At 37.8% G+C, this 24337-nt stretch carries 22 protein-coding genes and 2 pseudogenes; 17 read left to right on the top strand and 7 right to left on the bottom strand.

Going from position 1 to position 24337, the window contains the following annotated elements; all coding sequences use genetic code 11:
- Positions 1 to 45: 45 nt before the first annotated feature.
- Together ACFQU5_RS19380 and ACFQU5_RS19375 are read left to right on the top strand one after the other, a co-directional pair.
- A pseudogene (locus ACFQU5_RS19380) lies at positions 46 to 228 on the top strand (helix-turn-helix domain-containing protein); the annotation flags it as partial.
- 314 nt (positions 229 to 542) lie between these two features.
- The gene (locus ACFQU5_RS19375) at positions 543 to 743 is read left to right on the top strand and encodes a cold-shock protein (protein WP_390291741.1); all 201 of its coding nucleotides are present in this window, start codon (positions 543 to 545) and stop codon (positions 741 to 743) included.
- 54 nt (positions 744 to 797) lie between these two features.
- Here the strand turns inward: ACFQU5_RS19375 and ACFQU5_RS20325 are convergent.
- Positions 798 to 1564 (bottom strand): annotated as a pseudogene (locus ACFQU5_RS20325) (IS30 family transposase); the annotation flags it as partial.
- 203 nt (positions 1565 to 1767) lie between these two features.
- Positions 1768 to 3231 (bottom strand): phospholipase D family protein, encoded by a 1464-nt coding sequence (locus ACFQU5_RS19360; RefSeq protein ID WP_390291735.1) that lies wholly within the window; start codon positions 3229 to 3231, stop codon positions 1768 to 1770.
- Positions 3232 to 3870: 639 nt separating this feature from the next.
- Here ACFQU5_RS19360 and ACFQU5_RS19355 point away from each other — a divergent pair.
- Both ACFQU5_RS19355 and ACFQU5_RS19350 read left to right on the top strand, forming a co-directional pair.
- Positions 3871 to 4089 carry a hypothetical protein gene (locus tag ACFQU5_RS19355; protein ID WP_390291733.1) on the top strand — a complete coding sequence of 73 codons (219 nt, stop codon included), beginning with the start codon at positions 3871 to 3873 and terminating at the stop codon, positions 4087 to 4089.
- A 435-nt stretch (positions 4090 to 4524) separates the two neighbouring features.
- Entirely contained in the window at positions 4525 to 5064 is a 540-nt protein-coding gene (locus ACFQU5_RS19350) for a YtxH domain-containing protein (RefSeq protein ID WP_390291731.1), read from the top strand.
- 245 nt (positions 5065 to 5309) lie between these two features.
- Here the strand turns inward: ACFQU5_RS19350 and ACFQU5_RS19345 are convergent, their stop codons facing one another.
- Entirely contained in the window at positions 5310 to 5675 is a 366-nt protein-coding gene (locus ACFQU5_RS19345) for a cupin domain-containing protein (RefSeq protein ID WP_390291729.1), read from the bottom strand.
- 195 nt (positions 5676 to 5870) lie between these two features.
- Between ACFQU5_RS19345 and ACFQU5_RS19340 the strand changes: the two genes are divergently transcribed.
- The 10 genes from ACFQU5_RS19340 to ACFQU5_RS19295 all read left to right on the top strand — a co-directional run bounded on the left by ACFQU5_RS19340 (position 5871) and on the right by ACFQU5_RS19295 (position 15796).
- The gene (locus ACFQU5_RS19340; RefSeq protein ID WP_390291727.1) at positions 5871 to 6620 is read left to right on the top strand and encodes an SDR family NAD(P)-dependent oxidoreductase; all 750 of its coding nucleotides are present in this window, start codon (positions 5871 to 5873) and stop codon (positions 6618 to 6620) included.
- Positions 6621 to 7275: 655 nt separating this feature from the next.
- Positions 7276 to 8298, top strand: a complete 1023-nt coding sequence (locus ACFQU5_RS19335) for a DUF3231 family protein (RefSeq protein ID WP_390291725.1) — start codon at positions 7276 to 7278, stop codon at positions 8296 to 8298.
- A 150-nt stretch (positions 8299 to 8448) separates the two neighbouring features.
- Positions 8449 to 8667: a hypothetical protein gene (locus tag ACFQU5_RS19330; protein WP_390291723.1), complete on the top strand. Its 219-nt coding sequence runs from the start codon at positions 8449 to 8451 to the stop codon at positions 8665 to 8667.
- A 661-nt stretch (positions 8668 to 9328) separates the two neighbouring features.
- The gene (locus tag ACFQU5_RS19325; RefSeq protein WP_390291721.1) at positions 9329 to 9859 is read left to right on the top strand and encodes a hypothetical protein; all 531 of its coding nucleotides are present in this window, start codon (positions 9329 to 9331) and stop codon (positions 9857 to 9859) included.
- Between the two features lie 310 nt (positions 9860 to 10169).
- Positions 10170 to 10409, top strand: coding sequence for a hypothetical protein (locus ACFQU5_RS19320; protein WP_390291719.1), 240 nt, complete (start codon positions 10170 to 10172; stop codon positions 10407 to 10409).
- A gap of 240 nt (positions 10410 to 10649) precedes the next feature.
- Positions 10650 to 12251, top strand: coding sequence for an ATP-binding protein (locus tag ACFQU5_RS19315; protein ID WP_390291717.1), 1602 nt, complete (start codon positions 10650 to 10652; stop codon positions 12249 to 12251).
- The gene (locus ACFQU5_RS19310) at positions 12241 to 12921 is read left to right on the top strand and encodes a response regulator (protein WP_390291715.1); all 681 of its coding nucleotides are present in this window, start codon (positions 12241 to 12243) and stop codon (positions 12919 to 12921) included. Before ACFQU5_RS19315 ends, ACFQU5_RS19310 begins: the two co-directional genes overlap by 11 nt.
- 264 nt (positions 12922 to 13185) lie before the next feature.
- Positions 13186 to 14478 (top strand): CitMHS family transporter, encoded by a 1293-nt coding sequence (locus ACFQU5_RS19305; RefSeq protein ID WP_390291713.1) that lies wholly within the window; start codon positions 13186 to 13188, stop codon positions 14476 to 14478.
- A gap of 154 nt (positions 14479 to 14632) precedes the next feature.
- A complete protein-coding gene (locus ACFQU5_RS19300; RefSeq protein WP_390291711.1) occupies positions 14633 to 14959 on the top strand; it encodes a hypothetical protein in 327 nt (108 codons plus the stop codon).
- Positions 14960 to 15439: 480 nt separating this feature from the next.
- Positions 15440 to 15796, top strand: a complete 357-nt coding sequence (locus tag ACFQU5_RS19295) for a hypothetical protein (RefSeq protein WP_390291709.1) — start codon at positions 15440 to 15442, stop codon at positions 15794 to 15796.
- A 239-nt stretch (positions 15797 to 16035) separates the two neighbouring features.
- Here ACFQU5_RS19295 and ACFQU5_RS19290 read toward each other — a convergent pair whose 3' ends face one another.
- The 3 genes from ACFQU5_RS19290 to ACFQU5_RS19280 form a co-directional block, all read right to left on the bottom strand.
- Positions 16036 to 16386, bottom strand: a complete 351-nt coding sequence (locus tag ACFQU5_RS19290; protein WP_390291707.1) for a hypothetical protein — start codon at positions 16384 to 16386, stop codon at positions 16036 to 16038.
- 455 nt (positions 16387 to 16841) lie between these two features.
- The gene (locus ACFQU5_RS19285; protein WP_390291705.1) at positions 16842 to 17765 is read right to left on the bottom strand and encodes an SDR family oxidoreductase; all 924 of its coding nucleotides are present in this window, start codon (positions 17763 to 17765) and stop codon (positions 16842 to 16844) included.
- A gap of 48 nt (positions 17766 to 17813) precedes the next feature.
- The gene (locus ACFQU5_RS19280; RefSeq protein WP_390291703.1) at positions 17814 to 19805 is read right to left on the bottom strand and encodes a catalase; all 1992 of its coding nucleotides are present in this window, start codon (positions 19803 to 19805) and stop codon (positions 17814 to 17816) included.
- A 187-nt stretch (positions 19806 to 19992) separates the two neighbouring features.
- Between ACFQU5_RS19280 and ACFQU5_RS19275 the strand changes: the two genes are divergently transcribed.
- The gene (locus ACFQU5_RS19275) at positions 19993 to 20364 is read left to right on the top strand and encodes a VOC family protein (RefSeq protein WP_390291701.1); all 372 of its coding nucleotides are present in this window, start codon (positions 19993 to 19995) and stop codon (positions 20362 to 20364) included.
- A 124-nt stretch (positions 20365 to 20488) separates the two neighbouring features.
- On the opposite strand, the gene ACFQU5_RS19270 is transcribed toward ACFQU5_RS19275, so the two are convergent.
- Positions 20489 to 21565 (bottom strand): CdaR family transcriptional regulator, encoded by a 1077-nt coding sequence (locus ACFQU5_RS19270; protein WP_390291699.1) that lies wholly within the window; start codon positions 21563 to 21565, stop codon positions 20489 to 20491.
- A gap of 142 nt (positions 21566 to 21707) precedes the next feature.
- Between ACFQU5_RS19270 and ACFQU5_RS19265 the strand changes: the two genes are divergently transcribed.
- Positions 21708 to 22835, top strand: coding sequence for a glycerate kinase (locus ACFQU5_RS19265; RefSeq protein WP_390291697.1), 1128 nt, complete (start codon positions 21708 to 21710; stop codon positions 22833 to 22835).
- Positions 22836 to 22847: 12 nt separating this feature from the next.
- Positions 22848 to 24194, top strand: a complete 1347-nt coding sequence (locus ACFQU5_RS19260; protein WP_390291695.1) for a GntP family permease — start codon at positions 22848 to 22850, stop codon at positions 24192 to 24194.
- The last annotated feature ends 143 nt before the right edge of the window (positions 24195 to 24337 follow it).

Here is a 24337-nt window from a genome sequence, read left to right as displayed (position 1 = left end):
AGTGAAGAATTTAAATTGATGGTGGTTCAATAATACCTAAGTGGCTCTCTAGGATATCGAGCGATAACGAAGAAATATGGTATAGGTGATTCTCCGTTAAGGAGATGGGTACGTGCTTATAAAGAGTTTGGGCGTAACGGATTATCCGTTAAGACAATTATTATAATAATGTTCGTATTAAACAAAACTGGCCGGCATGAGTCCGGTAAATTACCGAAAACAGGCTAGCCAATTAGCTGCATAATAAAAACTCTAACTTTAAGGGGTCATACCTTCTGTAATAAGATTCAGCGCTCGTTTGTTTTCCATTAAGGGCCAAATCGTTGAACAGAGAAGGGATTTCAAAAGTAAATTGAAACAGTTTTGATACTTTTATTAGAATTGTTAGTCGCGTATTGCTATTACATCATATATCTGTTATGATAATAAAGAATTATTTTTGTTCTTTCTCAGATTGAGAATAGAATTTTGTTTTTCGTCTAAGGTATTTGAGCAGGGATAGTAACACAATGTGCGGAGATTCGCACGAGGAGGCAACAATTATGGTACAAGGTAAAGTTAAATGGTTTAATGCAGAAAAAGGTTTCGGATTTATCGAGCAAGAAGCTGGCGAGGACGTATTCGTACATTTCTCAGCAATCCAAAGCGAAGGTTTCAAATCTTTAGACGAAGGTCAAAGTGTAACGTTTGAAATTGAACAAGGACAACGTGGCCCACAAGCTACAAACGTTCAAAAAGCTTAAAAATAACTAGAAAGACTCTACATCTGTAGGGTCTTTTTTGTTTGTGTTAATTTGTCAAATTAAGTGCAACAGTTCTTCTTGAAACGTCTCGTGTGCAGTTTTCCATCCAAGGTATTTCCTTGGGCGATGGTTGATTAAGTTCAGTGCTTGTCCCAATTCTTCAATTGTTACATGATCAAAATTAGTTTTCTTAGGAGAGAATTCCCGTTGTAAGCCATTTCCATTTTCGTTACTACCACGTTGCCAAGATGAATATGCATCTGCGAAATACACTTGGATATTTAAATCCTTTTCAAGCTCCTTGTAACAGCTGAATTCTTTTCCGCGATCTGTTGTAGCGGTTTGGATGGCTCCTTTTGGCAACTCTACGTGCAAAAGTTTCACCGCTGCTTCCATTGATTTAGCTGAACAATCTGAAATGAGAATTCCTTTATACCAGCGTGTTTTGCGTTCAATACAAGTAGCCACACAGCCTTTTGACTGACCACGGCTAGACACAACCGTATCTAACTCCCAGTGACCAAATGTTTCACTTTACGGACTTCTTTAGGACGCTTTGAAATGGGGATGCCAATATTGAAACGGCCCCTTGTTTCTTGTGGTTTTTGTCGTTTTCCTTTTTGGCGTAGTACTGTTCATGGTACCTCTAATAAGCCTTCATAAATCCAGCGATAGATGGCTTTGAAACTTAGTTTCCCGCAAAATAAACAGCCGACAATCTGCTCCGGCGACCAAGTTTCACCCAAATTTTCTTGAACAGCTTCTTTTAACACAAGTGTACATTTTGACTTCGCTCCACGATTGGTTTTGTTGGCTTGATAAAAAAGGGGAAATCGAGCATCTAGAAGGAACAATTGGAAGCGGCGTATTTAGCCCAATGATTGACGAGGTGGGCAACAGTGCAGCAGCTATGCATTTTTTCAAAGTTTATCTGAGCAGTATCAATTAAGCGTGTTTTAATGAAAAGAAGGCCTAAATAAAAAGGAGATGCCACATTCATATAGGAGGCATCTCCTTTTTTCCGTTAATAAGTGGTTACCTTGGCTGCTTTTTGAGCCGTGTAAATCCAGCGTTGCCACCAGGAGAGGTTATCCTGATATTCTTCCGCATCAAGGGTGTAGAGGGCATCTTCATTCTTCCAAAGCCGTTCAAAATGTCGTTCCATATCCAAGGCGAGCGCGCTATCATTTGGAGCGAGGATGCGTACGTTATTTTCCAGGTTGTAATTCTCCAATGTTCGTTCCGTATAGTTGGCAGAACCGCTTGAAATGATTGTTTGTTCCGCTGTTTGAATCCAGATGGCTTTTGTATGGTATTGGCCGACGACGGTGTTGTACCAGCGAATGTTGATTTGTTCATTTGTATCCTCAAGCAGCTCGTTCACAACCGGTCGATTCGGCAGACCTGACTTTTCCTGGCCGAATGAGTTTTCATTTGGGTCTAGAATCATATTCACCTGCACGCCCCGATTTGCTGCATCTGTTAAGGTGTTGACAATGGCGCGCTGAGCAATAAAGTACATGCCAATCCAAATTTTATCTCCTGCTTTTGTATTCGCTAGATCATCAAGCAAGGCGTCCAAAATTTTCTTCTCGGTCAAATATTGTACAGCATACTGGCCGTCACCTTGCTGGGGCATATCAGCCCTCGGCAATTTCGGACCATCCGACATGAGCGACACCGCTTCTTCCGCCTCCAGAATATCGTTTATGACGGGCCCCGTTACTTTCAAACCAAGATTTCCGTGGAAGCCACTTGCATCATGCGGGTTTGATGATGTGATAATCGCTTCCTTTTCCGAAACGGCCGCTTTGCGGTGGTTGGCTTTCACGTTGAGCAGTTCCAAATAGGAAGATACGGTCATTTTTGGCGCTTTGCTTGACATGGCGTTGGCAATCCATCCCTTGTCATCGTGGTCGAACCATTGAAAAATTAATCGGTATAAGCCTGAATAAATCGGCGTAGAATCCCGCAGCTGCTCTAAATCGGTGTAAACAATTTCTACCCCGGCTTCACGCATCTTCTTGAACCACGGGGTTTCATAGGAGCCATAGCCCTTATTGAGCGGATCGGTGATGAAAACAACCGGCATATCGGGATTGTTTTTCTTTTTCTCGGCAAGCTTGTCAGAGAGGATATTCGCGATTGGCGGGAAATCTTCTTTTTCATCGAAATACCCATCCATCAAAAAGAAATCCACCACCACAAACTGTTCGGCTTCATCAATCAACGTATAAACTTCATCAAATATATGATTCTCATGTTTCCGATTGGTCCCTTCCTGGTCTTGCGCATAAGTTAAATCCGTTAGCATTTCAATATTGTCTGTTCTATGCAAGTCTCCTTCATAGGAAATTCCTTCCGGCAGCGGTTTATATGTATGCCATAACATTTCTCCTATATATAGCAAAATCAAAAGAAGTATAAGAGCGCTTATAACTTTATTTCTGCGACTCCAGCTGTTCCATTTCTTCTGAACTTTTTTCATTGAAATTCCTCCAATACTCTTGTACTTTGAGTTCCCGTAAACAAGCAAAGTTAAACAGCGATAACTTGCATGGCGGCTGGAAATTTTTAAGAAAATGGTAGTGGCACTAGGGTCTTTGGGAAATTTCAATAGGTATTAGAAAAATGGAAAGAGGTTGAAAATGTGCAGCCTTTCGGATTTTTTTATTTTTTTCATTTAGTATCTACTACTGTAATAAAGCTAATCTTGGAATATACTATTATTAATAGGTTAACAAGGCGCTTTGTTACACGGTTTCGGACAAGTAGAAGAAGATTCAAATGTCGAAAACTGAGGCGGTTGATTTTGTTTTAATTGTAGCTTAGCAACTAATCTGCAAGATCTAAACGGAATTCTTTAGTTTAATAACGAACTTCGACTATCGGGCGCTATTATTGAGTAAAACTTGGCTTTTCAAAAACTTTATTGTTATATTTTGGCGGTCTTTTTGAAAGCATAACAAACTACTTGATCTTTCTAATCGCAATTTAAAGAGAAATTCAAATAAACGTTTTATTATAGTTACAAAAGAATTAAACAAACAAATAAACTAGTTTTTTTATAAAAGCTTTATGAAAACTCTTGCCTGGTTGATGAAAAGTTTTATTAGAGGAGGTTAAATTGATGGAATCTCTATTTAGTAGTTTCTTTGGAGTAATGGTTATTATTTTTGCTTATATGTTGCTGGTGAAAATTATTTCGAAAGTGTATCACTGGATTAGATGGCAGCGAATGAACCCAACGGAACGTAAATATGAAAAAATCAGACAGCAAAGACGCCGTAATTATAATGCAAGTAGTAAAAAATCTTACGATGCCTCGCCTCCCGGTGGTGATTGAGTAGAAGTCTTTCTTAAAAAGAGACCTCATACAAAGTCCGAATTAGGAAATAAGAAATATATATTTGGATTGTATGAAGGAATGCTCTAATCTATATAACCGCTATATGTCATCGGTAAGGTAAATGATTGTAATGATATATAAATTATAAATTGTGGCGGAGATAAAATAAGATTGAATATAAAAATAGGAAAAAGTACTGAAACGAAAGGAATGTACTGGCAAATTTTGAGCAGCGCTTTACTTGTTCTGCTAACTATACTTTATATAAAAAGGTAGCATGGCGGGAAAGCAGTCGCCATGTTTTTTTCTTCATTCGGGGAGACTTTTGAATAGCTGGTAAAAAAGAATTTGCTCAAAAAGTTTAAATGAAAAAAATATCGGGCACCTAAGGAGTAAGGTAATAAATTCAAAAACAAATAGGAGGAATTATTTATGACACAAACTGCTACTTATAACAATGAATTGACAACTACTGAAAATGAAAAAAATGGAAAGTTTTTAAAGGGTGTTGTAATCGGGGCTGTTATTGGTGGTGCCATAGCAATGCTTGATTCAAACACAAGAAACAAAGTAACTTCCACAACAAAAAACATGAAGGATTCTACAATGGAGATGTACAGCCAAGTCAAAAACAATCCCACAGAAGTGAAAAACGATTTACAAGAGCGACTAAAATCTGCTTCTTCCGTTCTGAAAGATGCAATCAGCGACGCTCAAAACCTTTATGAAAAAGTAAACGAGAACATTGTTGGGCCAGTTACTCAGGTAAAGGAAGAGTCAGGTGATATTCTTTCCATTGCCAAAGAAGTCACTTCTGATATAAAGGATATCGGTGGAAAAGTGAAAGAAGCTGGAGAAGAAGTGATAAATGCCAATAATGGACAAAGCAACGGTTCTTATAATGAAGATGCTTCCATCCCGAAGACCAATGACGCTGCTACCAGTAAAATTCCGGGTGAATTGGGTTATTAAAAAATAGGTTTATACCAATACTTTCTTGCAATTATCGCTATAAAAATAAACTGCTTCAGTTATGGAGAGCGGTAACGCTGCACTTGATAATAAACCTTATATCCGTTACAGAAGTAGATTGTAGCGAGGATCCTGAACTGGATACAATGATCTTCGGCAATCGGGCGCAAGTTAGGTGAAGCTTGGAAGAGTCAACCTACTAAATAGAACAAATGCATCGAATCAATCGATTCGATGCATTTGTTTTATAGTTTATTATAAGTTTCATCATCAACAGGTTCTAGCCACTCCGGCGTACCTGCAGTAATTGCAATGTGTTGAAACCAGCTGTCTTTTGTAGCTCCATGCCAGTGTTTTACACCATCATGAGTAACAATAACATCTCCAGCTTTTAAAAATTGAGCAGGTTTTCCTTGTTCTTGGTACCAACCTTCGCCACCTGTTACTAATAAAAGTTGGAATCCATCATGATGAATAGGCCAGTTATGTCTGCAACCTGGTTCAAAGGTTACATTCCCAACACCAACGTTAACTTTAGGGTCAATTATTAATGTTTTAAGATAACTTTGTCCAAGAAAATATTGAGCATAAGCATCATATTTTTCGCCCACCGGTAAAAAACAATTCGATAAGAATAAATTTAATGCAAAACAAGCAAAAATAATAAATATTATTGTTTTAAGGTTTTATTTTTTGAAAGAATAGGGAAATTGATATATATATTGTTCGTGTGAATTTTTATTTTATTAAAAGAATTTACATGTTGACTTTATCTAATTTTTTTATCTGATTGTGGAGGGATTTATTTGAGTAAAGTAGCGATTATTACAGGCGGGGGCAGCGGACTTGGTCAAGCAACTGCCATCCGTATGGCTCAAGAAGGCATCAATATTGCGGTTGTAGATGTAAGTGAAAAAGGCGGAAATGAAACTGTCGAAAAAGTAAAAGCTGAAGGGGTTGATGCAATCTTCATTAAAGCGGATGTGTCAAAACCGGAAGAAGTGAAAAGTTATGTTGATCAAACAGTGGAACGTTTTGGTTCTATTGATTTCTTCTTTAATAATGCTGGAATTTCAGGCAGCGGTAAATTTTATTTAGATACAACAATCGAGGAAATTAACCAAATTGTAGGTATCAACCTTCTTGGTGCATTATACGGTGTGCGTTATGTAGCTGAGGTAATGTTGAAGAACGGTGGAGGTTCAATCGTCAATACAGCTTCCAGTGCTGGTGTGATTGGTCAGGATTCCGTTGTAACATATTCTGCTACAAAACATGGTATTGTTGGTTTAACAAGAAGTATGGTTGCTGAATACGCAAAAGATGGCTTGCGTGTCAATGCCATTGCACCGGGTCCGACTGAAACACCGATGGTAAGAGCTTTCTACGAAGCTAACCCAGAGATGAAAGCAAATGCTACGGGCGGTATCCCGCAAAAACGCTTAGGTACACCGGAAGAAGTAGCTGAACTTGTTACTTTCCTGTTAACATCTAAAGCTGAATATATCAATGGTGAAGTTATTCGTATTGATGGTGGATTCACTAGCACAAAATAATTTCTTAGCTGATAAAAGAACTACACTAAACAAGCTAAGTTCAATTTAACAATGGGGCGCAATTCTTGTACAAAGAATTGTGTCTTTTTTAATCATCATTTTAAAAGTTGTATTGCTTACTTTAAAAATTACGATTTGAAGGGGAGGAACTTTTTCTTGCTATTGCAAAATAATAGCAATTGATGAACTTGTCAAACAGATGCCAATGGCAGTGTATCAGAATCGCATATTGGATTGTTGAAATAAAAGGAGGGCTTGAATGTTGAAATAATACCGTTCCGACTATACGACCAACGCCATATCCAGCTAAAACTATTGAAATGCCCACCATAACATAAATACTGATTTTAATGAACTCACCTTGTTCATTATAGATTTAATAATGTTTCGCAAGCCCAATCCCTCCATTATTTCCCATTGCAATTTATTATATCAATATTGTTATTAAACAACAATCTACTCGATCTTTTGTAGTTATTGAATGCTTATTTTAAATCTTATAGCAGATTTTGTGAAGAAATGTCCTTGAATTTAAGGGAAATATAATTTAATTAGGAGAGTAATAAAATACGTACATGACAATCAGTAATAAATTGTGATTCTTTGCAAAGAATAGATGTATACAATAAAAATACTGCTTGGAGGACAGCGATTTATGACTGAACATCTAACAAAGCTTACATCCAGTGAAATTGGGTCAATATGGACTAACTATATGAATGATAGTATGTCTAAGTGTGTCTTGGGTTATTTCTTGAAACATGTAGAAGATAATGAAATCAAATCAGTCGTACAGTTTGCTTACGATCTTTCAACTACGCATATCCAAAAATTAATGAGCATATTTCAAAAGGAAGAAATCCCAACACCGGCCGGCTTTACTGACGAGGATGTTAATATGAACGCTCCACGTATGTATACAGATCAGTTTATGCTAAATTATATACATCATATGGCTAAAATTGGTATGCTTGCTTTCAGCGGATTTACTTCTATGAGTGCTAGGGATGATATAAGAAATTATTTCATTGAAGGTCTGAATGAATCATCAAAATTATATGAAAGAAGTTCAAGTATTCTTCTTTCAAAAGGATTATTTACAAGAGCTCCTTATGTAGCCTATCCAACCGAAACAGACTATGTAGACTCCAAAAAATATTTAAGTGGATTAAATCCTTTTAGCAATAAACGCCCTTTAAACATGGTCGAAATAGCTCATTTATTCATTAACATTCAAACGAATCTTATAGGGACTAAAATTGCCCAAAGCTTTGCCCAAGGTTCATCAATAGAGAAGATTCGAAAATGGATGTTAAGAGGAAAGGATATTGCACAGAAACACATTCAAGTACTTGCAAAAGTTTTACTTGAGAACGATATACAGTCCCCTGCTTCATCAGACATATGTATAACAGATTCCACCGAACCGCCTTTTTCGGACAAGTTAACTATGTTTCTAATATCTTTATTAAACTCATCGGGAATAGGAAATTACGCAATGGCAGCAGCTGCAAGCCAAAGAAGTGATCTCATTCTTAACTATGAACGTTTATCTGCTGAAGTCGCTCAATATGCAAAAGATGGGTTTGATATCTTGATTGATCATGCATGGCTAGAGCAACCGCCAGGAACAAAAGATAAGGACCAATTAACGAAGAAAAAAGATACTATGGATTGATTCCAGAATGTCGAAGAAAGGACAAATGGTGGAAGTGCCTTGGATTATTTTAAAGGAAATTACATCTAATTTACTTCGAAATTTATAACTACCGCACTATGTATAAGAGTTTAATAAATGCTAATAATAATCTGGTGGAGGTGAGTAGAAATGTCACAAAACAATAATAACAACAACAACAACCAAAACCAAAGAAACAATCGTCAAGACAATGATCTAAACAACCGCAATAACCGTGAAGAGTTTGCTAACGAAGCAAATTTCAATCGCAACAACAATCAGGATGCAAACAATCGCGAGGAATTTGCTAACGAAGCAAACTTCGATCGTAATCGCAACCAAGATGCGAACAATCGCGAAAACCGATAGTAATCTTTACTGAATAAAGAAAAATCTTATAGTAAATTGTACTTACCCCGAAAAACTTTTAAAGTTTATTCGGGGTTTATTTATTAAATTGATTTAATCCAAAAGATGATAATCTGTAAAAAGTCAGAAAGTGATTATAAAGGATTGTTATTAAAGAGGTGTACCTCTGTTTTGAATAATTGATACTGATAAAATTACAAGCGTAACATGGATTGCAGAAAAGGTTTATCACCGACGGAGTTTGGACTTTTAATATGCTGGGTAGAGTTCCTGATGATGCCGTCAACTATAAGGCGGATTGTTGCTAAATAGATAGGCAAAAAGGTGTTGCGTGCATTAGGGTACACCTTTTTCTTATGGAATCATATTAACTCAAATAGGCATCATTTTAATAAAGAAAATAAATGATATTCAAATGAGGGTACCTTATGCAGGTATTCATAGAAAAAGAACTAGTTGAATATAGATTAAAGTAGCAAAATTCCCCAAAATACAACAAGGTGAGAGGGGCGTAATCCTATTAATTGTTAAAAACATGTGACGTATAATGCTGAAAATGAGTAAACACACTGAGGAAAATAGGTTTAATTAACAATTTGTTCGAAAATCAAAAGTTAATGAATGGAGTGATCCTATTTTAACGATTGTGAGTTTGATGATTGTGGTGGCATTGTCCTTTTTAACAGGTTCTATATTCAGAAAACAATTAGCTGAAAGTCATATCTCAAGTTGCCTAGCTATGTTTGTTGCAATGACAAAAAGCTTGCTAGTAGGAATTGTTGTTGCTATATGGATACCAGATATGGTTTTATCCACCATTATATCTATGATTTTGAGTTTTGCATTCGTAGTGATAATGGTATATAAATTATCATCAAGAGTGTTTATTGAATCGTTGGGTGCATTATTCATGGGAGCAATGATGGGCGCCATGTTTAGCTTAATGACAACAAACTATGAATTATTAGGCATCACTTTTTTTACGGTGATTTATATCCTCAGTTGTGTCATGGCTATCGGATTATGGAATAAAGAGGAATATCCAAACTTCATTAGAGCTATTCCACTAAAAGTTCTTACAACTGCTGCTTTGGCGTTATTTTTATTAGGTGCTTCTCTGGTTGCAGATGCTATTTTTGTGTCAGATGAAGTCGATCCAGAAACAGAAGAGATTCATCAGCATCATCATTAATTTAAAGGGATTATCGTATCGCTCAATTTAACCTTGATTGAATAATAATTTCTGGATTATCTCAAATTCAATACTAAATCGGGCTGGATTCAATCGTAATCCAGTCTTTTTGTTATGTTCAATAATTGCCAACACCAGTTGACCTAATAAAAGCTATTTATTCGTTTGCCTGGCTTTTCTCCTAGTCACTTCCGTGTTTGAAAGCTATTGCAGTTTGCTATATAGTTTTCTCTTTTATACGTATTCCTAAAGAGGGGCATCTTGAGGTATCGTATAATTACAAGAGATAACGAAAAGGATGGACGTGTATATGGAAGATCTCATCATGCTTGCTGTGTTAATTATTATAGTTGCTGTACTTTATAAAAAGGGAATTATTCGTCTTATTACTACTACTTACGGCAAATATATCATGAAGCGGTCCGAAGACCATGTTGAAGTATCTTATAAGAAATTTGATGGGTTTGAATATTATTATTTTGATTTGAGCAAAGGGCATCGCTTCTATGAAATATTCGGTTATGGTAGAAAGAGGAACGTTAACGATTGAGTTGAGAAGCATGAAGGGAGAATGCTTTTCAAAAAGCTTTAGTTCCAGTGATGAAGGTGAATTCAGCTTTGAAGCATTAAGCAACAAGTATTCGGTTAAGTTGATAGGTGCAGACAGTAAGGGCGGTTGTAAAATTACCATTAAATAAGGGTCGCTCGTTAAAAATATATGAAAAAAATTTGATAGAAAATTTATATATCGATAGAATAAAGAGAAATGAACATAAAAAGGTTGCTGTTTATGGTAAAAGTATCACTACATAAAAAGATTTTAGGGCTAACTTTATCACTTAGCTTTTTACTGATTCTTCTCTTAACGTCCTATTATACTCATATGAATGGGAAGCAAATTGAAGAAGAACGAGGTCGCTTAGCTCTAGAAATATCAAAATCCATTTCTCTCATGCCGTCTATTATCGAGGCATTTGAGTTGGAAGACCCCTCGGAGCGCATTCAACCAATTGTGGAGAAAATCCGTCAGAAAACAGGGGCGGAATTTATCGTAATCGGAAATACGCAAGGGATTCGCTATTCTCATCCAAAGGAATCCGAAATCGGCAGGAAAATGATCGGTGGCGACAATATAAGAGCCATTGAAGAAGGCGAATATTATGTATCCGAAGCTCGCGGTTCATTGGGCCTGTCCATGAGAGGGAAATCACCAATTTTCAGTGAAGATGGCGATATCATTGGTGTGGTGTCGGTCGGGTTTTTGGTAGAGGATATTGAAAAACAAATCTTTAAAATTGTCTCTAAAGAAATGCTGATTTCTCTACTCGCTTTGATTGCATCCATCATAGGAAGCTATCTACTCTCAAGAAGTATTCGAAAAGATACATTAGGATTAGAGCCATACGAAATTGCCAATCTTTATAAAGAAAAAAATGCTGTATTACATTCTGTGCAAGAAGGAATATTGTCCATTAATAATAAAGGCATGATTACTTCAATGAATCAGCGGGCAAAAGCATTGCTTGGGATCAGCGGTTCCGTTCGTCATTCAAAGGTCGATGGTTTATTTCCTTCGAGTCAGTTATATGAAGTATTGAAGACAGGCCACCCACAGTTCGATAAAGAAATGACCTGGAAAGAGAAAACGATTATTGTCAGCTGTACCCCTATTTTAGATGAAAAAAATGTCAGAGGGGTCGTTGCTTCATTCCGTGAAAAAACAGAAATCGAGCAAATGATCAATACATTATCGGAAATGAAGACATACTCAGAAGAATTGCGTGCTCAAACTCATGAATTTACCAATAAATTATATGCACTATCTGGGTTATTGCAATTAGGAGAGTATGACGAAGCAATCAAAATGATTCAAGGTGAAACTTCCGAATTGGAATTTCAAAATCAGATTGTCTTCAAGCAAATTAAGGATACGAAAGTTCAAGTCATTCTATTAGGAAAATTAGGGAAGGCATCCGAAAAGAAGATTGTATTTGAAATCGATTCAGAAAGCTATATCGATAAGCTGCCGGAGCATATCAATCTTTCGCAACTAACGCTTATTTTAGGTAATATAATTGATAATGCATTTGAGGCTGTTGCCAGCAAGAAAAGCCCAAGCATCAAATTTTTTGCCACGGATTTAGGCGAAGATATTATTTTTGAAGTAAGCGACAATGGGTACGGGATTTCGGATAAAGATATGCCGGAACTTTTTGAACGAGGCTTTACTTCCAAAATAGGCGAAAATCCAAGAGGTTACGGACTTTCAAACGCGAACAAAGCAGTAAGTGAACTTGGGGGCATTATTGAAGTTCAAAATGGGAAAGAAAACACTGTTTTCACAGTGTATCTTCCTAAGAAACCGTTAGGAGGGAAGAACGGTGAACATTAAAACAGTCATAGCAGAAGATGATTTTCGTGTCGCTGCGATTCATGAAAAATTCTTGGGAAATTTCAAAGGAATTGAAGTAGTAGGGAAAGCATTAAACGGGAAAGAAACGATCGATTTACTGAAGCAAAAAAATCCCGATCTACTTTTACTTGATGTATATATGCCGGACCAACTAGGTACAGAATTGCTGCCGATCATACGGAAGCAATTTCCTCAAATCGATATTATTATGATAACTGCTGCTGCGGATAAAGAGATACTTCTAACAGCACTTCAATATGGTGTGGAGCATTTTTTGATAAAACCAGTAAAGATGGAACTGTTTCATCAAACCATCGAGGAGTATATTCAAAAGTCCGAACTTATTGAATCCAAACAGGAAGTGGACCAGGAGTTTGTCAATCAACTATTTAAAAAACCGACTATATCCCGTGACACGAAAGAATCTGTTTTGCCAAAAGGGATTGACGAAATTACTCTGGACAAAGTAAAAAATGTTCTAGAGACAAATAGTTCGGGGATGTCTGCAGAACAAGTAAGTGAACAAATTGGTGCTTCAAGAACAACGGCGAGACGCTATCTTGAATATTTGATTACGGTTAAAGAATGTAAGGCGGAAGTAGTCTATGGTGTGGTAGGTAGGCCGGAAAGAAGATACTACAAACTATAAGGGTACTTTATAGCAAGCTCCATTCCCCCAGTAGAGAAAATAATGCAGCTTTTTAGCGGGCACTCTAAAAATAGAGTGTCCGCTTTTTTTGCAAGCCTAATTACATGGAGAAATTTTCGTGAACACAATGAACAAAACTTTCAAAATGTTTTTAAAAAACAATATTTTGCAATCGCTTACAAATATCGATTTCTATTTTAATATGGATGTACGGGGAAAACAATAAAGATTTCATACATAATTGATTTGGGGGATGAGAGACAGATGCTTGCTTTATTAGGATTTTTAATGATACTAACATTTATGATATTGATTATGTCAGGTCGGTTATCGGCTATGATTGCTTTAATAATGATACCGATCATCTTTGCAGTCATTGGTGGATTTGGAACTGAAATTGGACCAATGATGCTTGATGGCATAAAAAGCGTGGCTCCAACAGGTATTATGATTTTGTTTGCTATTCTATACTTTGGTACTTTGATCGATGCAGGCGTATTCGATCCTGTCATTAAGACCATTCTTAAAATTGTTAAAGGGGATCCGGTTAAAATTGCGATCGGGACAGCAATTTTAGCACTTATGATTTCTTTAGATGGTGATGGTACAACAACTTATATGATTACCATTTCAGCCATGCTGCCACTCTATAAAAGAATTGGCATGAAGCCGATTGTTTTGGCAGGTATTGCAGTGTCAGCTTCAGGTGTAATGAATCTTCTGCCGTGGGGCGGTCCTACAGCAAGGGTAATGTCAGCTTTAAATCTTGAAATGTCCGAAGTTTTCACTCCGGTGATTCCTGCAATGATTGGTGGGGCACTTTTTGTAATACTTATGGCATTTATGCTGGGTAGACAAGAAAGAAAGCGTATTGGCATAATCGAAGTGGATTTCCAAGCGATGGCTCAGCTGGCTGCTACTACAGAAGATGACACTCTGAAACGTCCAAAACTGATTATCTTTAACTATGCATTAACAATTGCACTTTTAGTAGCGCTAATTTCAGAGCTATTGCCACCAGTTGCATTATTTATGCTTGGGTTTGCAATCGCTATTACGGTAAACTATCCAAAAATTAAAGATCAAAAAGAACGTGTGGCAAATTATGCCGATAACGCTTTATCTGTTGTTTCAATGGTTTTTGCTGCAGGGATTTTTACAGGAATTCTTTCAGGGACTGCAATGGTAGATGCGATGGCGGATTCTGTTATTCATTATATCCCGGATGCAATGGGTTCTCACTTTGCTGTTATTACAGCGCTTCTTAGTGCACCATTTACTTTCTTTATGTCCAATGATGCCTTTTACTATGGCGTACTGCCGCTGCTTGCCAAGGCAGGAGCAGTGTACGGGATTGACCCAGCTCTAATTGGAAGAGCGTCACTTTTAGGATTACCGGTGCACCTACTAAGTCCATTGGTTCCATCTACGTATCTTTTAGTAGGAATGGTGGGAGAAGATTTCGGGAAATTCCAACGCATCTTCTTGAAATGGGCATTCGGTTCAACCATTGTCATGATTGTTGTAAGTGTACTATTGGGAATTATTCCTTTTTAACATTTCAATAATGGCTTAAACAAAGGGAAGAGCAACGAACGACTGTTGCTCTTTTCTTTGTTTTTCTATTTTGAGAGAATGTTTGGAAGCCAAGTGAATAAGGGTATGTAATAACTATGAAAGATAATAATATGGTATTGCAGGAGGAATAAATATGAAAAAATTGTGGAAATCAGTTGTTCCGGCATCAGCGCTTCTTTTAATGTTGGCAGGGTGTGCAGAAGACACAGAAGAAGTACCAGCAACTAATGTTGAACCCGATATAGAAGATATACAAGAAACTGATGATGAAACCGATGCTAACCAAGAAGCACCAACTAATGATGAAACTGATGCTAGCGAAGAAATACCAACTAATGATGAAACCGATGCGAACGTTCTCGAGGAAGATGATGGTTATTCAGAACCCGATACAGAAAGTAATACAGAAGAAAGTCCAGATAGCAACATGGAAAATGGAGAGGACGAAACAGTAGAATAACAATCAATCGATTTAAGGAAACGAGACAATCGATAGATAATTCTATCTGACTTCCCATTTAATATAAAAAAGCAGGAATTAGTGATTCCTGCTTTTTTTATTATTTCTAAATTATAAAAGAGGAACTGTGGAAGAATCCATATTAAGAAATTAATATTTAAGAATTGATTATCGTTCCGGGGTGAGTGTAGCGGACTATGCCATTCGCTACAGAGTAATGTTTTTCTGGACCAATAGGAAAACGACAGATGTAAAACTTCCTGGGGGAACAGCACATGGGAGAGACCCTCGAGTCGAGCCGTGCCTGAGGATGCGAGTCCCCACAACGGAAAAATTTAGCTGCATCTAAAAACACTATTTTCATCTCTCAAATCCTCTTTCTTTTGTCTTCCTATTCGAGAAAAGATGTTTAGAGGCTGACTTAATGCGGGTATACATTAACTAGAAAAGAGAAATCTAATAAATCGTAGGAGGAATAATATGAAAAAGTTTATGAAATCAGTTATTCCTGTATCAGCCCTAGTCTTAATGTTGGCAGGGTGTGCAGAAGACGGAGAAGATGTTGAGGTAGATGTTAACGAAGAAGAACCAGCCACAACAGATGGTGAAGCCGACGTAAACATCATCGAAGGAGAAGATGGCGGAAGCACTGAAACAAATACAGAAACAAATACGGAAACAAATACGGAAACAAATACTGAAACAGATACTGAGTCCAATACAGAAACAAATACTGAGGACAACAGTACTGACCAAGAGGGTGAAACTAGCGACAACCCGGCAGTAGATAGTCCAGCAAACAATAATGATATTGATGATGACACAACCCATGAATAACAAAATTAATTTAAATTAATGAAAAAAGCAGGAGATAGCGCCTAATGGGTTCGGTTGACGGGGAGAAAAATGCTAAAAACATTCTAATTAGCATATACTTCACCTGCGAATTGGCACTATAAACCGCAAGTAAAAACGCTCAGAATTTTGAGCGTTTTTTGATGAAATATTTAACTAACCTAATTAAACTTAAACACCCCGTTAGTGGAAGAAGTATAATTTTATTCAAGAGAAATTCGTTAGAAAGGTTCCGAATCGATTTTTTTGATAAAAAGATACCACTTTGGAACGAATGTCGATACGAAGGCTAACAAAGGAATCCAAAATATTATACCCTTTAAAGGGGAGCCACATAACAAATTTATATTGTCTCCTTTAGCTAACTCTATTTCATATTTTTCACTCTTAACCCAATCTATCGTTAGATGTAATTGATGACTTCCTGCTCTAACAGGTATGGAAATTTCCTCTCCATCTGCTATATCGTTTATATATTGATTATCCAGGTAGACCTTAAATTTCCTTGCTCGATTGGCAAATTGCGATGTTCTTTTTAATCGGATAATTTCTTTATCTAAAGTTGATTCCAATAGTATATCCCCCATTAATTTTAACACTATTTCCCACCCAATTGTTCAACTAACCTGCCTCGTTTGTTTAAGTACATTATTTCACAATCTATAAATTCATTTTAGCATAAAATTTCCATTTCCCTTTTAAAAGAAAGAGTTTCGTTTGATATTATGCGATCATTTAACACCAGTTTTGACATCGATTTTAACAAGACCACATAAATTAATGCGGAGTTGCTAATTATGTTGCGAATAGAGGTATTGAAGACACCTCCTTAAAGGATATAAACATTGATACAACAGCAAAAAAGGAAGTGCTAATCAGTTTGCTAATTGCACTTCCAAAACCATTGTTATTTGCGATTTTCTCCACTTGGTCCGAACCCGTTAGTAAGCGCCTCCTGCTTTTTTCTTTTGCCATAATCAAAGAAGGACCAACTCCAAAACATAGAGTTGATCCTTCTTTAATCTTATTAGGCAAATATTTGCCCGCCGTTGACGTGAATGATTTGTCCAGTTACGTAACGGGAATCATCCGAAGCCAAGTAGACATATGCAGGTGCCAATTCAAAGGGTTGTCCTTGACGATTCATGGGATTACCGGCTTGTGTTACTTCCTCTGCAGTAAAGCTTGCTGGAATAAGCGGCGTCCACACTCGACCAGGGGCAACCGCATTGACGCGAATGCCTTTACTGACTAGATTCTTTGCGAGTGCACGTGTCATACCAACATTTGCAGCTTTTGTCATCGTATAATCCATTAATTTATCGTTGCCATCAAATGCGACAACAGATGCCGTATTGACAATCGCACTGCCTGATTTTAAATACTTCAATGCTTCACGTGTTGTGTAGAAGTGAGAGTATACATTCACTTTAAAAGTTTCGTCGAATTGTTCATCTGAAATATTAAGGAAGTCTTTCTGCTCAAATTGAACACCCACATGGTTAACCAGAATGTCGAGCTGGCCGAATGTCTCTACCGTGTTAGTAACAATATCCAAACACTGTTGCTTCTCTCTTAAATCACCAGGCAGCAACAAGCATTGTTGGCCGAGTTCTTCGATTCTTGATTTTGTTCTTTCCGCGTCTTCTTCTTCTTGTGCACCAAAATAGGAAATTGCAACATGTGCACCTTCTTTTGCAAAGGCGATTGCTGTAGCTGCTCCAATACCACTATCGCCACCTGTTATTAGGGCAACTTTTCCTTTCAGTTTGCCGCTACCTTGATATGCCGGATTTTCAATAATGGGTCTTGGTTCCATTAAGCCTTCAATTCCGGGTTGACTTTGTTGGGTCTGTTCCGGAACGGTGAGTGTTACCTCTTGGGTTTGTGTGACTTTCTTGTAATTTGGATTCTTTGGGTAGGATTGTTCGTTAGTTGATTCTTGTGTCATGTTGACTTCAACCTCCTAAGATTGACGATTGGTTTGATCCATAATTGTTTAGCCAATAGCGTTTGGACGATTCCAATGGCGACCGATACGTAATGCTTCGATGAATGACTCTACCGTTTGGACGACTCCTTCATCCCCTGTATTCACCTTTGGATTTTGCGTATCCGGTGCAAGTAAAAAGGCAAGTGGTTTGTAATGGTTATAAGTCTCTTCGATAAAATGGTTTAACTTATTTTTAGCCTTTGGTTCATCAAATTTACCCGCAACGATGATACCGTCATAAAGTACAGGTGATGCTGTATCCATGGTATGGTTAACCACGATGTTTTGCACTGTTTGCTGTTTGTCGCTAACGAGTTCAACAGAGATTTTTTGACTATTTAATGGTTGGAGTATTTTGGCTAGATTCTCCGTTGTTTCATTCACAATAATGGCAACCTTTTTGGATTCAGTTGAGAGTATAGGATTTACAAACTGGCTTACAGCAGGGGAAGTTTTGTTAGTATCCACAGCTTGTGTAATTTTTGGTGGTTGAACCCCAACGTTCATAGCTAATTGGTTAGCCAATGCTACATCGATGTTCGCAAACATCTCCACTACTTGTTGTCGAATTTCACGACGGGCCACTTTTCCGACCTCAAAACTAGCGGCTTTCACAATATGTTCTTTTTCAATATCGGTCATACTCAGCCAAAACATTCGAGCTTGAGTGAAATGATCCTTAAAGGATTGACTTCTTGCACGGACCTTTACACCTTCTACTTTTTCTTGATAGTGTTCATAGCCACCCTCGCTTGGAGAAACAGGTGCAGGTGTATTTTGCTGAATCGAATTTTTATGATAGCTGACCGGGCCGACATTAATGGTTTGACGTCCATACCCATCACGCTGATTATTATGGAAAGGACATACTGGACGATTGATCGGCAGCTCATGGAAGTTTGGTCCGCCCAAGCGAATCAATTGTGTATCTGTATAAGAGAATAAGCGACCTTGTAATAAAGGATCATTTGAAAAATCGATACCAGGGACAACATGTCCAACATGGAAGGCTACTTGTTCAGTTTCGGCAAAGAAATTATCAACGTTTTGATTTAACGTCATTTTTCCTAAAATACGAACTGGCACTTCTTCCTCTGGCCAAATTTTCGTAGGATCCAGAATATCGAAGTCGAAGTTGAATTCATCTTCCTGAGCAATCAGCTGTACACCTAGTTCGTATTCCGGGAAATTACCTTGCTCGATGTTGTCATATAGATCACGGCGATGGAAGTCTGGATCTTTTCCGGCAATTTTTTGTGCTTCATCCCAAACCAATGACTGTACACCTAATTTTGGCTTCCAATGGAACTTAACAAAGTGGGCTTGTCCAGCCTCATTAACGAAACGATACGTGTTGACGCCAAAACCTTCCATCATACGATAGCTTCTAGGAATGGCACGATCGGACAAATGCCACATAACCATATGTGCACTTTCTTGATTGTTTGCGATAAAATCCCAGAATGTATCATGGGCGCTTTGAGCTTGTGGGATTTCGTTATGTGGTTCTGGTTTTACAGCATGCACAAAATCGGGGAACTTAATGGCATCTTGTATAAAGAAGACAGGAATATTATTGCCGACTAAATCATAATTTCCTTCTTCAGTATAAAATTTAGTGGAAAAACCACGAACATCTCGTACTGTGTCTGCTGAACCGCGGGAACCAGCAACCGTAGAGAAGCGAACAAAAACAGGGGTTTGTTTCCCTTTTTCTGAGAGAAATTTAGCTTTTGTGATATCACTGGCATCTTCATAGCTCTCGAAAACGCCGTGTGCCGCTGTTCCTCGTGCATGAACCACACGCTCAGGAATACGCTCATGGTCGAAATGCGTCATCTTCTCCCTGAAATGAAAATCCTCCATAATCGTTGGACCACGAGAGCCAATTTTTAATGAATGTTCATCTTCCGAAACCTTCAGACCTTGATTGGTTGTAAGGGGCTGATTGCTGTCAACAGATTTAAAATTCTCTAATTGCGTTTGTTTTTTGTTCATGTAATTTCCTCCAGTCTAATAAATTTTTACTTTAACTCTATACCTTCGTATTGAAGGAGATAAACCAATGCTTAAGTAATAAAAAGGACAAGTAGGATTAGATGGGCAAGAATGCATTTGGAAAAATATTGATGTATACTGAATTCATGGAATTTTTAAATAATGAATAATTCGTTTGGAGGAAATTATGAAACTCGGCGCATTCTCTGTAAGTTTAAGTGTTAGAGATATTAACAAATCAAAATCATTTTATGAGAATCTTGGCTTTCAAGTCCTGGGAGGGGATATTACCCAAAATTGGCTTATCATGAAGAATGAAAGTACCGTCATTGGCTTATTCCAAGGAATGTTTGAGAAGAATATACTAACGTTCAATCCAGGATGGGATCAAAGTGCAACAAATCTTGAATCGTTTACAGATATTAGAGAAATTCAGAAACAGCTTAAAACAAAAGAAATTGACTTGTTGACTGAGGCAGATGAAGCAAGTGAAGGCCCTGCAAGTTTTACAATTGAAGATCCTGATGGAAATCTGATTCTTTTTGATCAACACAGATGAAATAAAAGATAAAATACTAAGAATCTATTTAATGCAAAATAGGTTCTTTTACTTTGCCTTTATAATGAGGGTTTCCCTGAATGGAACTTTTACCCCCCGTTCAAAATGTAGCACGGGGGGTGTTTCATCTTTGCTTACTAAGCATAAGGGCTAATTTCAATACAAAGGCATCTTTAAAGTTCTGTGGATGGTAGCCGGTTAGTTCATGTATTTTGTTTAAGCGATAGGTGAGGGTATGGCGATGTATTTGCAGGCGATCGGCACAAAGATTGATTTGAAGATCACTTTCAAAAAAGGTTTCTAATGTGTTCAGCATTTTTTCGCTCATCCCAAGCAGTATTTTGGATAGAAACTTTTTCACGTCATGGTCATTTTTGTTCTTTAGTAATGTATAAACCTCTATTTCTTCAAAAAAAGTATCTCTTTTAACATCAAGCGAGAAGGCAAGGGCAGTTTTCGCCCCGTTAAATGCATAGGACAGCTCTGCTAAAGAGTTGACAGTAGGACCAATCCCTATATGTAACTCTAATTTTTTTCGTAGTTTTCTCAGTTGGGTAATAATATCCTTAATTTTATTTACAGAATCTCCTGTTAAGCAAATGTAGTATTCATTTAGCTCCATTTGTCCAAAAAGGATTGGTTGTTTATATAAAATGTTTTCTAGGTTTATAGATAGCGTATTCGACGTATCATTACCTTCCTGCTTAAGTAAAATGATCTGGAAGGGTTCCTTCAAGGCAAAGGGGAGTTTATGTATTCGTTCCGTGATGACACTGTGTATCGGCTCGTTTTCAATTAATGCCTTAAAAATAAAATCACTATTTTTACGTTGCCATTCACTTTCGCTTTCCGTCAGCACTTGATGAACCATCATTTCTGTTGTCAATTGCACTAGATTGGCTATTTCATTTAATTCATTTGGATTCCCGGTTATTCCAATCACCCCGATGATTCTGTCATGAAACTTAATCGGCATGTTAATGCCGGGCTTGCAGTTTTGAAATTGCGTAGACAGTCTATCATCTATTAATAGAGGCATGCCTGTTCGCACAACTTCTATTGCCCCTTCATGAATCAAATCGATCCTTTCTTTGTCTCCAGAAGCTAAAATAACCCCATTTGGACTAATCACATTAATATTATGATGAAGTCGCAGCATGGTTTGATCGACAATTTCCTCTGCTAACTTAATGGATAACATTTTATACACCCCGTATAAAAAAGATACTGTACTAATACAGTTATATTGTACACCTAATATAATGCTAATTTCCATAGTTTCTCATTATAATTATTGTAAGCGCTTAATTAACAACCGGTTTTGATATGAAAGGAGCAAGAGGATGAAAGTTGTAATAAGTCCAGACTCATTTAAAGGAACATTAACGGCACTCGAAGCAGCACATGCAATCGAAAAAGGGATTAAAAGAGTAAATGAGGACATTGAAACGATTTTGTTGCCTGTTGCCGACGGTGGAGAAGGAACAATGGCAACACTCGTTTTGGCGACAAATGGGCACTATACGAAAACTACTGTACTTGATCCTCTTGGCCGAGAAATAGAAGCCTCCTTTGGCGTACTGGGAAATCAGACCACTTGTGTGATTGAAATGGCTTCGGCATCCGGTATTACTCTGTTGCATAACAATGAGCGGAATCCAAAGATTGCCTCAAGTTTTGGTACAGGTCAATTGATCAAATATGCATTAGATCAAGGATTTAGGGATTTCATCATATGTATTGGAGGGAGTGCTACAAACGATGCGGGTGTTGGTATGCTACGAGCACTTGGCCTTCAATTACTCGATCAACATGGACGTAATGTACAAAATTCCATTGACGGCTTGTATGAAGTGGAGAGATTGGATTTTACAAATTGGGATCCAAGAATCAAAGAGTCAAAGTTTGGTATTGCCTGTGATGTCAATAATCCATTAGTTGGTGAATTCGGTGCTACAGCAGTATTTGGTCCTCAAAAAGGAGTAAAAGCCGATGAGGTTCAGTACTTCGATCAAGCTTTGACGCACTTTGCGAATGTCGTTGAGAAGGAAAAGGGAATTCGATTGCATGAATTCAAAGGTGCAGGAGCAGCAGGTGGAATGGGTGGAGCATTAATCGCCTTCCTTCAAGGAGAGTTCCATCAAGGGATACATCTCGTTTTGGACGTGATGAAGTACAGCGAGAAAATTGAAGGGGCTGATTTCGTTTTTACTGGGGAAGGAAAATCCGATAGTCAGACCTTGCACGGTAAAGCACCAATTGGGGTTCTAAAATGTGCAAAACAATCTCAAATAGCTACAGTTTTACTTTCAGGCTGTATAGAAGAAAAAGATAAGCAACTGTTAGCAGAACATTTCAATTACATCTATTCGGTGGCGGGCGAGTCCATTTCAACCGAAAAAGCGATGCAAGAAGCATCAATCTGTTTATCGCAAAGGGCATATGAAGTGTTTAGTAAATTATTAGTTTAAGGGGGATATAGTATGTTATTTGTCATTATATTAATTGGGGTATTATTTGTTGTACTTGCAACAGCAAAATTAAAGCTACACCCATTTTTAGCATTAATTCTAAGTTCTTTCTTTGTAGGAATTGCCTCGGGAATGCCTTTATTGGACGTTGTAACAAATATTAATACTGGTTTTGGCAGTTTAATGACGAGCATTGGGATCGTCATCGTTGCCGGGACAATGATCGGGGTAATATTAGAACGTTCAGGTGCCGCTTATCGTATGGCGGAAGTAGTACTTCGCATTGTGGGGCCGAAACGCCCTCAATTAGCCATGTCCATTATCGGTTATATTGTATCGATTCCGGTTTTCTGTGACTCTGGATTTATTATATTATCAAGCTTACAAAAATCATTAGCAAAAAGAGCAAAAGTAACAATTGCTTCAATGGGTGTTGCACTTGCAACAGGACTTTATGCAACACATGTACTTGTTCCTCCTACGCCAGGACCGATTGCCGCAGCTGGGAATATTGGTGCAGCAGATTATTTAGGAACAGTAATTCTTGTTGGTTTAATAGTAGCGATTCCTGCTACATTTGTCGGGTATTTATGGGCTGTAAAAGTTGCCTCCAAAATTCAAGTACCGTTAGATCAAGAAGAGGCGCTTGATTATGAAGAAGTCATTAAATCTTTTGGGAAAATGCCTTCCACATTTAGCGCATTTTTGCCGATCATTTTGCCGATTGTCTTAATCGGGATCGGTTCTATTGCAGCATTAGTTGGAAATCCAGATGCTACTTTTAATATGATCCTACGCTTTTTAGGAAGCCCAATTGTAGCATTGCTTCTAGGTGTATTTGCAGCATTCCCATTGTTGCCAAAACTGAATGAAGAAACATTGACTGGCTGGATTGGTGATAGTTTAAAGGATGCCGCTCCGATTTTATTAATTACTGCAGCTGGTGGATCATTCGGGACAATTATTAAAGAAACTGGTGTCGGTGACATGCTGCAGCAAATGGATCTTGGTTCTTTAGCTACGGGTTCTCTGTTCTTACTAGTTCCATTTATCATTGCAGCAGCACTGAAAACAGCACAAGGTTCATCAACAACAGCTCTTGTTATAACGTCTACATTAGTAGCACCGATGTTAGTAACAGCTGGAATTGAAGGTGCTCTTCCATTAGCATTGGTAGTAATGGCAATTGGTGCTGGGGCAATGACGGTTTCTCACGTAAATGACAGTTTCTTCTGGGTGGTTACGCAATATAGTGGAATGGAAGTAACACAAGCTTATAAAGCTCAAACAATGGCGACGCTTTTACAGGGTATAACTACGATTGTATTCACAGTCATTTTATGGATGATATTTGTATAATAATCAAAGCATACTTGCATTTATGGGTGCAAGTATGCTTTTTTCGTGCGCCCGGCATGCACATGAACTATAGGGTGCGAGTCCCGAACCCCGAAGACAGAAGTAGAGGTTAGCCAAGAGCAAGGGTGTCCGTGGTGACGCGG

Origin of the sequence: Ureibacillus sp. GCM10028918, from assembly GCF_042666115.1 — a bacterium.
Lineage (GTDB): Bacteria > Bacillota > Bacilli > Bacillales_A > Planococcaceae > Ureibacillus.
The sequence above is the reverse complement of the archived record's forward strand: the minus strand, read 5'-3'. Positions and strand labels throughout refer to the sequence as shown.

Coding starts and splice junctions, on each gene's coding strand:
- ACFQU5_RS19315 (WP_390291717.1), top strand. CDS start 10,650: ATGGTAAAAGTATCACTACATAAAAAGATTTTAGGGCTAACTTTATCA.
- ACFQU5_RS19300 (WP_390291711.1), top strand. CDS start 14,633: ATGAAAAAATTGTGGAAATCAGTTGTTCCGGCATCAGCGCTTCTTTTA.
- ACFQU5_RS19305 (WP_390291713.1), top strand. CDS start 13,186: ATGCTTGCTTTATTAGGATTTTTAATGATACTAACATTTATGATATTG.
- ACFQU5_RS19295 (WP_390291709.1), top strand. CDS start 15,440: ATGAAAAAGTTTATGAAATCAGTTATTCCTGTATCAGCCCTAGTCTTA.
- ACFQU5_RS19350 (WP_390291731.1), top strand. CDS start 4,525: ATGACACAAACTGCTACTTATAACAATGAATTGACAACTACTGAAAAT.
- ACFQU5_RS19330 (WP_390291723.1), top strand. CDS start 8,449: ATGTCACAAAACAATAATAACAACAACAACAACCAAAACCAAAGAAAC.
- ACFQU5_RS19260 (WP_390291695.1), top strand. CDS start 22,848: ATGTTATTTGTCATTATATTAATTGGGGTATTATTTGTTGTACTTGCA.
- ACFQU5_RS19375 (WP_390291741.1), top strand. CDS start 543: ATGGTACAAGGTAAAGTTAAATGGTTTAATGCAGAAAAAGGTTTCGGA.
- ACFQU5_RS19265 (WP_390291697.1), top strand. CDS start 21,708: ATGAAAGTTGTAATAAGTCCAGACTCATTTAAAGGAACATTAACGGCA.
- ACFQU5_RS19320 (WP_390291719.1), top strand. CDS start 10,170: ATGGAAGATCTCATCATGCTTGCTGTGTTAATTATTATAGTTGCTGTA.
- ACFQU5_RS19280 (WP_390291703.1), bottom strand. CDS start 19,805: ATGAACAAAAAACAAACGCAATTAGAGAATTTTAAATCTGTTGACAGC.
- ACFQU5_RS19270 (WP_390291699.1), bottom strand. CDS start 21,565: ATGTTATCCATTAAGTTAGCAGAGGAAATTGTCGATCAAACCATGCTG.
- ACFQU5_RS19275 (WP_390291701.1), top strand. CDS start 19,993: ATGAAACTCGGCGCATTCTCTGTAAGTTTAAGTGTTAGAGATATTAAC.
- ACFQU5_RS19285 (WP_390291705.1), bottom strand. CDS start 17,765: ATGACACAAGAATCAACTAACGAACAATCCTACCCAAAGAATCCAAAT.
- ACFQU5_RS19360 (WP_390291735.1), bottom strand. CDS start 3,231: ATGAAAAAAGTTCAGAAGAAATGGAACAGCTGGAGTCGCAGAAATAAA.
- ACFQU5_RS19335 (WP_390291725.1), top strand. CDS start 7,276: ATGACTGAACATCTAACAAAGCTTACATCCAGTGAAATTGGGTCAATA.